This window comes from Arthrobacter sp. Y3222053 (assembly GCF_059092805.1).
The window spans coordinates 450427-464996 of record NZ_JBNHIA010000002.1 but is presented as its reverse complement, the minus strand read 5'-3'; the positions used below and the strand labels follow the sequence as shown (position 1 = coordinate 464996).

Below are 14570 nucleotides of genomic sequence, written 5' to 3'. Positions count from 1 at the left end.
GTGCCGTTAGTTGTTGATCACCAGGTCGTCGAGGAGCTTGAGGGCCTTGGACCAGGCCTGGTCTGCGTCAGCCGAGCCGGTCTCGAGGTCGTCAATGGCCGGGCCGAAGACATCCTCCTGGATCACCGAGTCTTCCGGGCCCTTGAACTGGGCCTCGACGCCCTCGGCCCGGGTGGCGAGGATTGCTCCGCTGGGGGCCCCGTTGAACCATTCGTTGGGCGTCGCTTCGCTGGCGAGCTGTTCCTGCGCCTCGAGGGTGCTGGGGAAGTTGCCTGCCGCGGCCGACTGCTTGATCTGCTGCTCGGGGGCGGTCAGCCAGGCTGCCAGTTTCGCGGCTTCCTCCTTGTGCTCGGAGGTTTCGGGGACGGACAGGAAGGCTCCGCCCCAGTTGGAGGCTCCGCCCGGGAAGACGTCGGCGAAGTCCCAGCCGCTGTCGGTGCCGCCGCCGGCGGACTCCACCTTGCCCTGAATGTTGCCCAGCATCCAGCCGGGGCAGACCATGGTGGCGAAGGAGCCGTCCAGGAAGGCCTGGCCGTTGGCCCAGTCCCATTCCTTCTGGTTCGAGGACAGGCCGTCGTCGATGGCGCCGGCAAGCTGCTCGAAGCGGGCAGTCATGTCTTCGTTGCCCTCGATGTTGAGCTCGCCGTCCTTGGTGTAGTAGCCCTCATCCATCTGGTTCACCATGGAGTTCCAGACGAAGCCCGCCTGGTCGAAGAACGGCTTCCCGGTGGCTTCGCGGTACTGGTTGCCCACCTCGAAGTAACGCTCCCAGGTGGCGTCGTCGCCGCCGAACAGCTCGGCTACGGCTTCGCGGTCGCTGGGCAGCCCGGCGGCTTCGAAGAGCTTTCCGTTGAAGCACAGGCCCTGCGGGCCGATGTCGGTGCCGTAGCCGATGACGCGGCCCTCGGGGTCGGTGCCCTGGTCGAACTTCCACTCGAGCCAGTTGTCCTTGAGATCGGCGGCACCGTAGTCGTTCAGGTCAACGAACTTGTCCGAGACCTCCATGATGGCTCCCAGCCAGCCTTCTTCGATGGCGACGACGTCGCTGACACCGGAGCCTGCGGCCAGTTTCGTGAACAGGTCGGTCCGTGCGTTGCCGCCGGTGTCGATGTTGCTGTCCTTGATCGTGATGCCGGGGTTGGCCTCTTCGTACTCGTCGTAGAGCTCGTCGTAGCCGAACGTGCCGAAGGTCGTCACGGTCAGTTCAATGGGGTTGTCGGCGGTGCCGGCTTCGCTGTCGCCGCCGCCGCAGCCGACGGCGAGCAGGGCAATGGCGGCGGCGCCTGCCACTGCCGCTGCCGGGTTTCGGAACTTCTTCACGGTCACTCCTTTGTGTGTGGGTCTAGCCGAGGGGTTTCCCGACGCCGGCCGGGCCGGGCGCGTGCCTGGCCGGTCCTGGAAGGGACTGGAGCTGTTGGTGTCGACAGGGAGCCAGCCCGTACAAAGGAACCGCAGGGGCGAGAGAGCGCTCTCTGATCTTGCAGAGAGCCTAGGTGTGACACTGCTCACTGTCAAGAGAGCGCTCTCTCGTGTGCCGATTCGGATCTCGTGCCGTCGCGCGGCCCGGCCTGGGAAGCCGTTAGGCCCTGGCCGGACGTCGCGGGTGGAGTCCGTCGCGTCTACCGTCGGGTGCTGACCGTGACCGTGAACTTGGGGTTGCGTGCCTCCTGGCGGGTGGGCCCGACCAGCCGGTTCAGGGCCGGCTTGTAGGCCAGGTGGCTGTTCCATACCGCCCAGAGTTCGCCGCCGGGCCGCAGCACGCGCCCGACGTCGGCGAACAGCTTCAGGGCGATTCCCGCGTGGACGCTGGCCCCGATGTGGAACGGCGGGTTGAGGACCACCAGGTCCTGCGAGGCGTCGGGCAGCCAGGCGAGCGCGTCCGCGCGGCGGACCACGGCCCGGTCAGCGACCCCGTTGGCCTGAAGCGTCAGCTGCGTCGAGGACACCGCGGCCTCCGACTGGTCCGAGGCAAGGACCCGTATCCCGGGGCGCGTCAGGGCGAGGTACGCGGCGATCGCGCCGTTGCCGCAGCCGAGGTCCACCGCCTGGTCCGCGGAGCGTGCCTGGAGCAGGAAGGGCAGCAGGAAGCGGGTGCCGATGTCCAGGCCCGCACCGCCGAACGCCGCACCGCGGGCACGCAGCTGCAGCGGCGCCGCGAGGCCGACGTCGTGCGCCTCCGCGAGGGGAAAGCGGGTGGCGGGGCGCCGGTCGCCCGGCAGCGGACCGCTGACGGTGAGGACCCTCGACTTCTGGCGGGCCAGGCCGGCGGAAACAGTCCCGAAGTGGCGTAGCAGCACGGAGTTCATTGCGGTGGTCATGTGCTTGAGGCGGCCGCCGGCGTAGATCGTGACGTCGGGGGCGGCGTGGGCGGCAACCAGCTCGGCGATTTCCTCGAGCGCGTCCAGGGAACGGGGCAGCCGCAGCAGCACCAGCCGGGCGCCCGACACCAGGTCCGGGCCAAGCGTGTGGTGGGCATAGGTGTCCGCCAGCTGCAGGGCTGCGGCGTTGCGGTCCAGGGCGAGTGCGCCGGACAGCGGATCCTGGTGCACCCGCAGTCCGCGCAGCCCGTGGGTGGCGGCACCGAGGGTGAGCGCTCCGTAGCCGTCGCCGATGACGACGACGCCGCTGCCGCCGTCCGCCTCCGCCGCCGTGGCGCGGCGGGACAGCCGGTCTGCGGCGGTGTCCAGGAGCAGCCGGTCGGCGGCGTCGAAGGCCTGCAGGTTCTCCGCCTCCACGTCAGGGGCCCGGCGCAGCGACTCGAAGGGGAAGGAGGGCGCAGAGCTCACAGGTCGATCCATTCGATGGTCAGCGGTTCGGCTTCGGCTCCGCCGGCGGTCAGGGCGGCGAGCCGGTCCTGGAAGGAGCCGGCGGCTCCCGGTACGTCCGGCAGCGCGACGACGATGGTCGCCCCGGCCGACCCGTACTCGGTGCGGGGAACCGCATAACCGGCGGCCCGCAGATCGTTCTCCAGCCGGCCGGCAGCGGCGTGTTCCGCCGGGACGGCGAACAGCCGCATGCGCTGCCGCCGGATCAGGGGTGCACTCTCCAGGGCCGAGAAGACGGATTCCGAGTAGGCGCGGACCAGCCCGCCGGCGCCGAGCAGGATGCCGCCGAAGTACCGCACCGTGACGGCGGTGACGTCGCTGAGGTCGGCGGCGCCGTCGAAGGTCTCGCGTTTGATGAGGGCCTCGAGCATCGGCACGCCTGCGGTTCCGGACGGCTCGCCGTCGTCGTTGGAACGCTGAACGCCGCGGTCGGGCCCCAGGACGAACGCACTGCAGTGGTGGCGGGCATCGTGGAACTCCCGGCGCAGCTCCGCGACCAGGGCGCGCGCGTCCTCTTCGTTTTCGGTGCGGCGCAGGACGGTGATGAAGCGTGAGCGCTTGATCTCGAGTTCGCTGCGGTGTTCGCCGGCAACGGTGCTGTAGCGCCCCGCCGCCGCGTCGATGTCACTCACCCTGCCAGTCTAGTTGCCGGGGGCAGCCCAACGACTCACGGACGACTCACGGACGACTCACGGACGACTCACGGACGACTCACGGACGACTCACGGACGACTCACCAAACGACTCACGGACGCCTTACACGTAGGCTGGTGCCCATGTTGAAGGTAGGTCTCACCGGCGGCATCGCGGCCGGCAAATCCCTGGTTGCCCGGACCCTCGTCGACTGCGGGGCGGTGTTGATCGACGCCGACGCCCTGGCCCGGGAGGTGGTGGCCCCCGGCACCGAGGGCCTCGCCGCCGTCGTTGACGCGTTCGGCCCGGAGGTGCTGGCCAAAGACGGCAGCCTGGACCGGCCCGCCCTGGCCGCCGTCGTCTTCGGCAGCGATGAGCGCCGCGGGGTGCTGAACGGCATCATCCATCCGCTGGTTCGGGCCCGCGCCGCGGAGCTCGCCGCCCAGGTTCCCGCGGACGGGATCCTCGTGCAGGACATTCCGCTGCTGGTGGAGACCGGGCAGGCGGGCAGCTTCGACTTCGTGCTGGTGATCGAGGCTCCCGAGGCGGTCCGGCTGATGCGCATGGTCCATGACCGGGGCATGGACTTGGACGCCGCGCGCGCCCGGATCGCCGCCCAGGCAACAGCCGAGCAACGGGCGGAGGTGGCCGACGTCGTGCTGGAGAACACCGGCACCCCGGATGAACTGGTGGCCGCCGTCCGCGAGCTGTGGCACACGCGCCTGGTGCCGCTGAACGAGGAACGGATGCGCTCCGGCGCCTGAAACGCGCGAGCGGGTCCGTCCGGCGCCTTCCCGCACCGCCAGGCAGCGCCGGGCCGCACAGTTCCGCCGTGAGCAATACGGACAGTGGGCGTCCGCATCCCGGAGTAGCGTTGAACCATGAGTCTTGCGCAGGACATCAACCGTGTTGTGGCGCCCTTCGAGGTGATCAGTGAGTACAGCCCCGCCGGCGACCAGCCGACGGCGATCCGTGAGCTGAGTGAACGGATCCAGGCGGGGGAGAAGGACGTCGTGCTGATGGGTGCCACCGGTACCGGCAAGTCGGCGACGACGGCCTGGCTGGTGGAACAGGTGCAGCGGCCCACCCTGGTGCTCGTGCAGAACAAGACCCTCGCCGCGCAGCTGGCCAACGAGTTCCGCGAGCTGCTGCCCAACAACGCCGTCGAGTACTTCGTCTCCTACTACGACTACTACCAGCCCGAAGCGTACGTCCCGCAGACGGACACCTACATCGAGAAGGACTCCTCCATCAACGAGGAGGTGGAGCGGCTGCGCCACTCCGCGACCAACGCCCTGCTCACCCGCCGCGACGTGCTCGTCGTCGCCACCGTCTCCTGCATCTACGGCCTCGGCACCCCCGAGGAATACATTAAGGCGATGGTGACCCTGCGCCGCGGCCAGGAAATGAACCGCGACGACCTGCTGCGCCAGTTCGTGGCCATGCAGTACACCCGGAACGACATGGACTTCCACCGCGGGACCTTCCGGGTCCGCGGCGACACCGTGGAGATCATCCCGATGTACGAGGAGCTCGCTATCCGGGTGGAGTTCTTTGGTGACGAGATCGAGTCGATCCACACCCTGCACCCGCTGACCGGCGAGATCATCCGCGAGGAAGAGGAGATGTACGTCTTCCCCGCCTCACACTACGTCGCGGGCCCGGAGCGGATGAACCGCGCCATCCGTGCCATCGAGGACGAGCTGCAGCAGCGGCTCGCCGAGCTGGAGTCGCAGAACAAGCTGGTCGAGGCGCAGCGGCTGCGGATGCGCACCACCTACGACCTCGAGATGATGCAGCAGATGGGCTTCTGCAACGGCATCGAGAACTACTCGCGCTTCATTGACGGCCGCGGCCCGGGCACCGCCCCGCACTGCCTCCTCGATTACTTCCCGGACGACTTCCTGCTGGTGGTCGACGAGTCACACGTGACCATCCCGCAGATCGGCGCGATGTACGAAGGTGACATGTCCCGCAAGCGCACCCTGGTGGAGCATGGCTTCCGCCTGCCGTCGGCGATGGACAACCGGCCGCTGAAGTGGGACGAGTTCCTGGAGCGCATCGGCCAGACCGTGTACCTCTCCGCCACCCCGGGCAAGTACGAGCTGAGCAAGTCCGACGGCGTGGTTCAGCAGATCATCCGGCCCACCGGGCTGGTGGACCCGGAGGTCGTCGTCAAGCCCAGCAAGGGCCAGATCGACGACCTGCTGGGCGAGATCCGCACCCGCGTCGAGCGGGACGAACGGGTACTGGTCACCACCCTGACCAAGCGGATGGCGGAGGACCTGACGGGCTACCTCCTGGAGCACGGGGTGAAGGTCGAGTACCTGCACTCCGACGTCGACACCCTGCGCCGCGTGGAACTGCTGCGCGAGCTGCGCATGGGCACGTTCGACGTGCTGGTGGGCATCAACCTGCTCCGCGAGGGCCTGGACCTGCCCGAGGTGTCGCTGGTGAGCATCCTCGACGCTGACAAGGAGGGCTTCCTGCGCTCCTCGACCTCCCTGATCCAGACCATCGGCCGCGCGGCGCGCAACGTCTCCGGCCAGGTGCACATGTACGCCGACCGGATCACCGACTCGATGGCGCACGCCATCGACGAGACGAACCGCCGTCGGGAAATCCAAGTGGCCTACAACAAGGAACACGGGGTCGATCCGCAGCCGCTGCGGAAGAAGATCGCCGACATCACCGACCAGCTGGCCCGCGAGGACGCCGACACCAAGGCGCTGCTCGAGGAAGCCGCGAAGAAGGGCAAGGGCGCCAAGGGCAAGGGAAAGGGTGTCCGGAAGGACGGGCTGGCCGCGGCGCCGGCGGAGGACCTGACCGCGCTGATTGCGCAGATGACCGAGCAGATGCACGCCGCGGCCGCCGAGCTGCAGTTCGAGGTTGCCGCCCGAATCCGTGACGAGGTGGGGGAGCTGAAGAAGGAACTGCGGCAGATGCAGTCCGCCGGGCACGCCTGACGGGTTCCCGCACCGGAGTCCTTCCTGCTCCTGTCCTCCCACCACCTGTCCGGCGCGCAAAACCACCCGCTGCGCTTCACGGGACGGTTGGGTAGCCTCCGGGTGCGGCTGCTGTCCGGCCCTGAACCGGAGACCCTGCGGCTGCACACAACGACGTGTGGAGGACAGCAATGAAGACACGTGCAGCAGTACTGTGGGACGCTCCCGGGAAATGGACCGTGCAGGAGCTTGAGCTCGACGAGCCGGGCCCCACCGAGGTCCTGGTGGAGATGATCGCCACCGGCCTGTGCCACTCCGACGACCACTTCGTGACCGGCGACATCCAGATCGGCATGACACCGATGGTCGGCGGCCACGAGGGTGCAGGGATCGTGCGCCGCGTGGGCGCCGAGGTGCATGACCTGCAGGAAGGCGACCACATTGTCACTTCCTTTATCCCCGGATGCGGCAAATGCCGGTGGTGTGCAGTGGGAATGCAGAACCTCTGCGATTACGGGGCGATCATCCTGGAAGGGGTGCAGCCGTCCGGAGGCTTCCGGATGCACGCTGACGGAACCGACGTGGGTACGGCCAGTACGCTGGGCACCTTCTCCCAGTGGCAGGTCTTCGACCAGGTGTCCGTGGTCCGGATAGATCCGGAAGTCCCCCTCGACGTCGCCTGCCTGGTTGCGTGCGGGGTGGCCACCGGCTTCGGATCCGCCACGAACGCCGCCCAGGTGCGTCCGGCCGATGTCGTCATGGTGATCGGTGCCGGGGGTGTGGGGATGAATGCGGTGCAGGGGGCTGCGGTCTCCGGGGCAGCCCATGTGGTGGTGGTGGACCCCTCGCCCCGCAAGAAGGAGCTCGCCCCGGCTTTCGGCGCCACCGAGGTTTTCGCCGATTTCGACGAGGCTGATGCCTTCGTCAAGGAAATCACCAACGGTCAGGGCGCCGACTCAGCCATCCTCTGCATGGGCATCGTGGGAGGAGAAGACATCGGCCGGGCCTACGGCGCCATCCGTAAAGGCGGCACCGTCGTCGTGACCGGCGTCGGCAAGGACACCGACGACGGCATACCGGGTGTGAACGCCTTCACCCTCGCCATGTACCAGAAGCGGATCCAGGGCGCGCTGTACGGCATGGCCTCCCCCCGCGAAGCCATGCCGATGCTGCTGCGCCTCTACCAGGCCGGCAGGCTGAAGCTCGAGGAATTGATCACCAGGCGCTACACCCTGGATGAGATTAACGAGGCCTACGCGGATATGCGGGCGGGAACCAACATCCGGGGCATCATCGAGTTCGGCAGGTCCTGAACAGTCCTGATCCTTCGGGCTCCGGCACCGGGGCGCGGGCAGACGGGTATATGCTGCTGGGCGGCGGAAAACGGCTTTCCGCCTGAAAGGTAACCCACACATATGCCCGCTCTGCCCGTCGCCTTCGAGGTCGGCACCTTCATAGTTCTGGGGCTTGTGCTCCTCTTCGACCTGCTGCTGGTCGTCAAGCGGCCCCACGAGCCCTCCATGAAGGAGGCCGGACTGTGGGTCGCGTTCTATGTGGGGCTGGCACTGGTTTTCGCCCTGATGATGTTCATCTTCACCGGCGCCGAGTACGGCAGCCAGTTCATTGCCGGATGGGTCACCGAGTACAGCCTGAGCATCGACAACCTGTTTGTGTTCATCATCATCATGGCCCGCTTCTCGGTACCCCGGAAGTTCCAGCAGGAAGTGCTGATGTTCGGCATCATCATTGCGCTGATCCTGCGCGGCATCTTCATCCTCATCGGTGCCGCCGTGATCGAGAACTTCAGCTGGGTGTTCTACATCTTCGGCGCGTTCCTGCTCTGGACCGCGTGGAAGCAGGCGCGCGACGAGGGTGAGGACGAGGAAGAGGGCAGCGACAACAAGCTCGTCCGCCGGCTCCAGCGCGTGCTGCCGATGACCGAGAAGTTCGACGAGGGAAAGATCCGCACCGTGGTCGACGGGCGCAAGGTCTTCACCCCGATGCTGATCGTCTTCATCACCATCGGCATGACCGACCTGCTCTTCGCCGTCGACTCCATTCCGGCCATCTTCGGCCTCACCCAGAGCGCCTTCATCGTCTTCACCGCGAACATCTTCGCCCTGATGGGCCTCCGCCAGCTCTACTTCCTGCTCGGCGGCATGATGAACCGGCTGATCTACCTCAAGCACGGCCTGTCGGTGATCCTGGCGTTCATCGGCGTCAAGCTGATCCTGCACGCCATGCACGTGAACGAGCTGCCCTTCATCAACGGCGGCGAGCACATCGAGTGGGCACCGGAGATCCCGACCTTCGTCTCCCTCGGCGTGATTGTCGGCACCATCGTCATTGCCACCGTCGCCAGCCTGCTCAGCCCCAAGGCCAAGGCGATGCACGCCGTCGCCTCCCTCGAGGAGGCCCTGGCGGTGTACCGGACGCTCGGCGAGGACGCCTCCAAGGAGGAGAAGGTCCAGGCGTACGACGCCGTGACCGACACCTACCGGGCCGCCGCCGCCGCGACCGACGGGCAGGCCGACGTCGAGATGCCCGAGATCACCGAGGAAGCCCGGGCACGGTTCCGCGCTAACGACCCGCGCTCCAATGGGCCGCGCGGGGACGCCGCCGGCGCCGAGGGCGAGGCCCGGCAGTAGCGGGTGCCGGCGCCGCGGCACCTGCGGGTATTCCGTAACGCCGGCGTGCGTAGCCGCCGTAGAGCATCCCGTACAGCCGCGGTGACGCCTTCAGGAGCAGCCCTGCTGCCCCGATGACGGGCGCAGCACGGACAGCGGGGATAACCGTCCGCCAGGGCAGGAGCCGGGCCGCATCTGCGGCCCGGCTCCGTTCGTTTGGATCGGCCGCCACCGACGCCGTCTGCGCGGTGAGCAGGCGCATCAGGGTCAGCACGGCGGAGTAGGGGCCGGTGAACGGCCCGGACCGGAATTCCTCCGCGAGGTGGGCTTCGAGGTGCCGCCGGGCGGCCTGGAAATCCGCCTCGGACCCCGCCGAGGCCCAGGTGAGGCCGCCGGGGGAAATCCGATACCGCACCAACGCCTCGGGGACGAGGCTCACCTGGGCGGAACGGGCATAGACGGCCAGCAGCAGCGCAAGGTCCTCGAACCGTCGCGGGCCCTCAGGAAACCGGAGGTTCTCCAGCAGGGGGAGCGGCACCAGCTTGTCCCACGGAAAGAGGGTCAGCCGGCCCCGCATTGCTTCCCGCACCGCGCCGGCCCTGGGCAGGAGGGCGGCGGGAAGCGTGCGGGCGGCCGTGCCTCCGTCGGGCGAGACCACCTGGTGGCCGCAGACCGCCACCGTCCCCGGTGCGGCGGCCGCGGCGTCATGCAGGGTCTGGAGGAAGCCGGGCAGGTACTCGTCGTCGGCGTCCAGGAAGGCTGCGTAGCTGCCCCGGGCTGCGTCGATTCCATGGTTGCGGGCCGCCCCGACACCGACGTTCCGGGCCAGCGGCAGGACCCGCATCCTCGGGTCGGAGGCCGCCAGCCGGCGGGCGCAGGCAAGGCTGGCGTCCGTGGATGCGTCGTCTACGATGAGCAGCTCGAAGTCTGCGAACGTCTGGGCCTGCACGCTCGCGACGGCCTGTTCCAGGCTGGAATCTGCATTATGACAGGGCAGGATGATGGTGATTTCCGGGTTTCGGCTCGCCTCCATACTCCATGGAAGCAAGGTCCTCCTGCCGGAGTCAGCAAGGTCCGCTGCGCGCGGCCGTCCGGTGGCCCATGAGGATCCTGCGACGGGAGTGCGGGGACGGAGCTGCTGCGGCTCAGGCGCCGCCGCGCACCATCGACAGCAGCCGGTTGAAGATCGCCTCCCCGTCGTCGGCAATCCCGTCGTGGTGGAAGTCGGCGGTTTCCCAGACCTGGAGTCCGCGCACCGTCTCCGCGGTTTCCAGGGACAGGTCCCGGTCCACGTAGATGTCATCGGTGTAGACCGCCGCCGCCACCGGAACCTCGTTGCGCGTCAGCTGCGCCAGGTCGTACAGGGGCGGCCAGTCATCCTTGTCCGCCAGCAGCCGGGCGGTCTCGGCGAGCGGCCGCAGCGCGGGATCCTCCTCGAAGTACCAGGGGTAGACCATTTCGCCCGTGAACAGCGGTTCGGCGGCGTCGGGCCGGAACTGCGGAAAGGACTCCAGCACCCGCCAGGCGGCCCAGCCGGTGGCTCGACCCTGGCCATAGATGGACTCGTGCATCAGGGCGTAGAGCGGGTTGTCGGCCCGCTGCACCAGGGCGTGCACGGCGGTGAGGAAGGTGTCGGAGAGCCGGTCGCCGTCGGGGGTCGGCGCGAACGCCTCCTGGAGCAGGTAGTGCAGTCCGTCGATCCGGGTGTTGCCGCCCAGGAAGGAGCCGATCATTTGGAACCGGCGCACAGTCAGGCGTTCTCCGGACGGCAGGTGTTCGGGCACCTGCTCCAGATGGCGGGCAATGCGCGTGGTCAGGGCCCGGTCTTCGGGGTACTTCGCGAAGTACTCGGCGTTGCGGGCTTCAACCCGGCGGAAGGTGGCGTCATAGACCCGGTCCGCCGCCCCCTCCAACGGAGCGAGGCCCCCGGTGATCAGCGACTCCTTCAGCCCTTCGGGCGCGAAGGACAGGTAGGTCAGGGAGCAGAACCCGCCGTAGCTCTGCCCGTAGATGGTCCACGGGTCCGAGCCGAGGGCGGCGCGGATCAGCTCCGCGTCGGCCACGATCGAATCCGCCCGGAAGTGCGTCAGGTACTCCGCCTGGGCGGCTGGGCCGCCGCGCAGGGCCAGGGTCTGCCGACTGGCGGGGGTGGAAAGCCCGGTGCCGCGCTGGTCCAGCATCAGGATGCGGAAGCTGCCGGCGGCGGCCTTGGTCCAGCCGCCGAACTGCAGCAGCCGGTTGCCCTTGCCGCCGGGGCCTCCCTGCAGGTACAGGAGCCAGGGCAGCTGCCGGGCCTCAGCTTCGGTCAGGGCCGCGTCGGAGTACTCGCGGGCGAAGACGGTGATGGTCTCACCGTCGGGGGCCGCATGGTCCAGGGGAACGGTGAACCGGTGGTCCCGGACGCGCATTCCGCGGACCACGTACGGTGCCGACGAGTCGTGCGGAACCGGGCTCACGCCGTCGCCCCTGCCGTGCTGCCGAGGGAGGCGAGCGCATCGCCGGTGAGCCGGTAGGTGGTCCACTCGTCCTGCGGCCGGGCGCCGAGGGAGTCATAGAAGCGGATCGAGGGTTCGTTCCAGTTCAGCACGCACCATTCCACCCGCCGGTAGCCGCGCTCGACGGCGAGGCCCGCCAGTGTCTGCAGCAGCGCCTTGCCGTACCCCTTCCCGCGGGCCTCGGGCCGCACGTAGAGGTCCTCGAGCCAGATCCCGTGCGTACCCTCCCAGGTGGAGTAGTTCAGGAACCAGAGCGCGAAGCCCTGCACCCCGCCGTCGTCCTCCGCGACGTGCGCGAAGATCGCCGGGTGCTCTCCGAACAGGTTCCGCTCCAGCGCCTCCTCCGTATTGGCGACGGCGTCCGGCTCCTTCTCGTAGACGGCCAGATCGTGGATGAGCTGGAGGATAACAGGGACGTCGCGGGGTTCGGCGGGGCGGATCGAAGTCATGCCTCCAGACTAATCGAGCCGCCCTGCGTCGGTGATGCGGATGACAGGCTCGCCCGCGTCGTCGGAGGCGGCGAGGTCCACCTCCGCACTGATGCCCCAGTCCAGGTGCCCGGCCGGGTCCTTGAAGACCTGCCGGACCTCCCACTTGCCGGGCAGTTCGGTGATGATCAGCAGATCGGGGCCGCGGCCGCCGGGGCCGTCGTCGATGTCTTCGTGTTCCTCGAAGTAGTCGTCCATCAGGGCCGCCCAGCGGTCGGCATCCCAGCCGCTGCCGCCGTCGAGCTCTCCGAGGGCGGCGTCGTTCTCATCGGCGAAGTACTTGACCCGCTGGAACATCTCATTACGCACCATCACGCGGAAAGCGCGCTTGTTGGCGGTGACCCGCGCCGGTTCCGGGGGCAGGACGGGTTCGGTGGACGCGTTCGGATCGGTCCCGGAGGTCAGTTCCTCCCATTCGTCCAGCAGGGATGAGTCGGTCTGGCGGACCAGTTCGCCGAGCCATTCGATGATGTCGGAGAGGTCCTCGCGCAGGGCTTCGGGCGGCACGGTGTGCAGCAGCGCCTTGTAGCAGTCGGCGAGGTAGCGCAGCACGATGCCCTCGGAGCGGGCCAGCCCGTAGAACGCGACGTACTCGCCGAAGCCCATGGCCCGTTCGTACATGTCCCGGACGATCGATTTGGGGCTCAGCTCGAAGTCGCCGAGCCAGGGCGCGCCGGAGCGGTAGACGTCGAAGGACTGGTGCAGCAGCTCGCCCAGCGGCTGCGGATAGGTGACCTCCTCGAGGGCGGCCATCCGCGCTTCGTATTCGACCCCGTCGGCCTTCATCGCCGCGATCGCCTCGCCGCGGGCCTTCTTCTCCTGGGCGGAGAGGATCTGGCGCGGTTTCTCGAGCGTGGATTCGATGACGGAGACGACGTCGAGCGCGTAGGACGCGCTCTCCGGGTCCAGCAGCTCCAGGGCGGCCATCGCGAAGGGGGAGAGCGGCTGGTTGAGCGCAAAGTTCGGCTGCAGCTGCACCTTCAGCCGGACGGTGCGGCCGTCGGCCTGCGGGGTGTCCAGCTTTTCGACGATGCCGGCTTTCTTCAGCTCACGGTAAATGCCCAGGGCGCTGCGCATCAGCTTGAGCTGGCTGGCCCGGGTCTCGTGGTTGCGTTCGAGCAGGCTGCGGGCGGCCTTGAACGGATCACCGGGGCGCTCGAGCAGGTTCAGCAGCATGGAGTGGCTGACCGTGAAGCTGGAGGACAGCGCTTCCGGAGTGCCGTCAACGAGCTTCTGGTAGGTCGCCTCGCCCCAGGACACAAACCCGGTGGGCGGCTTCTTCTTCACCACCTGGCGCAGTTTCTTCTGGTCGTCGCCGAACTTGGCCTTGGCCTTGGCCATCGCCTTGTTGTTCTCCACCACATGCTCAGGCGCCTGGACGACGACGGTGCCGGCGGTGTCGTAGCCGGCCCGCCCGGCCCGGCCGGCGATCTGGTGAAATTCGCGGACGTTGAGGAGCCGGGTGCGGGTGCCGTCGTACTTGCTGAGGGCGGTGATCAGCACCGTGCGGATGGGCACGTTGATGCCGACGCCGAGGGTGTCGGTGCCGCAGATGACCTTCAGCAGGCCGGCCTGGGCGAGCTGTTCGACGAGGCGCCGGTACTTGGGCAGCATGCCGGCGTGGTGGACGCCGATGCCGTGCCGGACCAGCCGGTTCAGGGTCTTGCCGAAGCCGGGGGCGAAGCGGAATCCGGCGATCAGCTCGTTGATCCGGTCCTTTTCCTCACGGGTGCACACATTGATGCTCATCAGCGCCTGGGCCCGGTCGATGGCTTCGAGCTGGGAGAAGTGCACCACGTAGACGGGTACCTGCTTGGTGGCCAGCAGCTCCTCGAGGGATTCCTGGACGGGAGTTTCCACGTAGTAGTAGTGCAGTGGAATGGGCCGCTGCACGGACGAGACGGTGACGGTGTCCCGGTTGGTCAGTTCACTGAGCTCGTTCGCGATCCGGGTCATGTCGCCCAGGGTGGCAGACATGAGCAGGAACTGGGCCTGCGGCAGCTCCAGCAGGGGGACCTGCCAGGCCCAGCCGCGCTGCGGATCGGAGTAGAAGTGGAACTCGTCCATGATCACGGTGCCCAGGTCGGCGTCCGGGCCTTCCCGCAGCGCGATGTTGGCCAGGATCTCCGCGGTGCAGCAGATGATCGGGGCGTCCTTGTTGACGGCGGAGTCTCCGGTGACCATGCCGACGTTTTCGGCGCCGAAAATGTCGCACAGGGCGAAGAACTTTTCCGAGACCAGGGCCTTGATCGGTGCGGTGTAGTAGCTGCGCTCGTCGTGCGCCATGGCGTGGAAATGTGCGGCGATGGCGACCATCGACTTGCCCGACCCGGTGGGGGTGGCGAGGATGACGTTGTTTCCGGTGACGAGCTCCATGACGGCCTCGTCCTGCGCCGGGTACAGCGGCATGCCGCGGCTTTCGGCCCATTCGAGGAACGCGGTGTACGTCTCGTCGGGGTCTACCTCTGCAGGGGTGCCGGTGGACGGGGAAGGAAGCGCATCAAGGAGTTTCATTGTTTCCAGCCTACCGTCGGGCCGGCCGGCGCCGGGCGGGATG

At 68.1% G+C, this 14570-nt stretch carries 11 protein-coding genes; 4 read left to right on the top strand and 7 right to left on the bottom strand.

The genetic code is table 11. The features are described from left to right. Positions 1–6 precede the first annotated feature (6 nt). The 3 genes from AC5RUW_RS06380 to AC5RUW_RS06370 form a co-directional block, all read right to left on the bottom strand. Entirely contained in the window at positions 7–1326 is a 1320-nt protein-coding gene (locus tag AC5RUW_RS06380) for an ABC transporter substrate-binding protein (RefSeq protein WP_494159904.1), read from the bottom strand. Positions 1327–1619: 293 nt separating this feature from the next. Then, complete coding sequence (locus AC5RUW_RS06375; RefSeq protein WP_494159903.1) at positions 1620–2798, bottom strand: class I SAM-dependent methyltransferase; 1179 nt, start codon at positions 2796–2798, stop codon at positions 1620–1622. Beyond that, on the bottom strand, positions 2783–3457 hold the full coding sequence (locus AC5RUW_RS06370; protein ID WP_494159902.1) for an IMPACT family protein: 675 nt from the start codon (positions 3455–3457) through the stop codon (positions 2783–2785). Before AC5RUW_RS06370 ends, AC5RUW_RS06375 begins: the two co-directional genes overlap by 16 nt. Before the next feature lie 144 nt (positions 3458–3601). Here AC5RUW_RS06370 and coaE point away from each other — a divergent pair, with 144 nt between their 5' ends. The 4 genes from coaE to AC5RUW_RS06350 all read left to right on the top strand — a co-directional run bounded on the left by coaE (position 3602) and on the right by AC5RUW_RS06350 (position 9051). Beyond that, positions 3602–4222, top strand: coding sequence for a dephospho-CoA kinase (coaE, locus tag AC5RUW_RS06365; protein WP_494159901.1), 621 nt, complete (start codon positions 3602–3604; stop codon positions 4220–4222). 117 nt (positions 4223–4339) lie between these two features. After that, a complete protein-coding gene (gene uvrB / locus AC5RUW_RS06360) occupies positions 4340–6424 on the top strand; it encodes an excinuclease ABC subunit UvrB (RefSeq protein ID WP_494159900.1) in 2085 nt (694 codons plus the stop codon). Positions 6425–6594: 170 nt separating this feature from the next. Beyond that, entirely contained in the window at positions 6595–7716 is a 1122-nt protein-coding gene (locus tag AC5RUW_RS06355; protein ID WP_494159899.1) for an NDMA-dependent alcohol dehydrogenase, read from the top strand. Positions 7717–7818: 102 nt separating this feature from the next. After that, on the top strand, positions 7819–9051 hold the full coding sequence (locus AC5RUW_RS06350; RefSeq protein WP_494159898.1) for a TerC family protein: 1233 nt from the start codon (positions 7819–7821) through the stop codon (positions 9049–9051). Here AC5RUW_RS06350 and AC5RUW_RS06345 read toward each other — a convergent pair. The 4 genes from AC5RUW_RS06345 to AC5RUW_RS06330 form a co-directional block, all read right to left on the bottom strand. After that, the gene (locus AC5RUW_RS06345) at positions 8984–10063 is read right to left on the bottom strand and encodes a glycosyltransferase family 2 protein (protein ID WP_494159897.1); all 1080 of its coding nucleotides are present in this window, start codon (positions 10061–10063) and stop codon (positions 8984–8986) included. The two genes, AC5RUW_RS06350 and AC5RUW_RS06345, sit on opposite strands and share 68 nt — an antisense overlap. A 112-nt stretch (positions 10064–10175) precedes the next feature. Further along, positions 10176–11438 carry an alpha/beta fold hydrolase gene (locus AC5RUW_RS06340; RefSeq protein ID WP_494160205.1) on the bottom strand — a complete coding sequence of 421 codons (1263 nt, stop codon included), beginning with the start codon at positions 11436–11438 and terminating at the stop codon, positions 10176–10178. Between the two features lie 44 nt (positions 11439–11482). Beyond that, the gene (locus AC5RUW_RS06335; RefSeq protein ID WP_494159896.1) at positions 11483–11974 is read right to left on the bottom strand and encodes a GNAT family N-acetyltransferase; all 492 of its coding nucleotides are present in this window, start codon (positions 11972–11974) and stop codon (positions 11483–11485) included. Positions 11975–11983: 9 nt separating this feature from the next. Further along, positions 11984–14527 (bottom strand): DEAD/DEAH box helicase, encoded by a 2544-nt coding sequence (locus AC5RUW_RS06330; protein ID WP_494159895.1) that lies wholly within the window; start codon positions 14525–14527, stop codon positions 11984–11986. Positions 14528–14570: the final 43 nt, after the last annotated feature.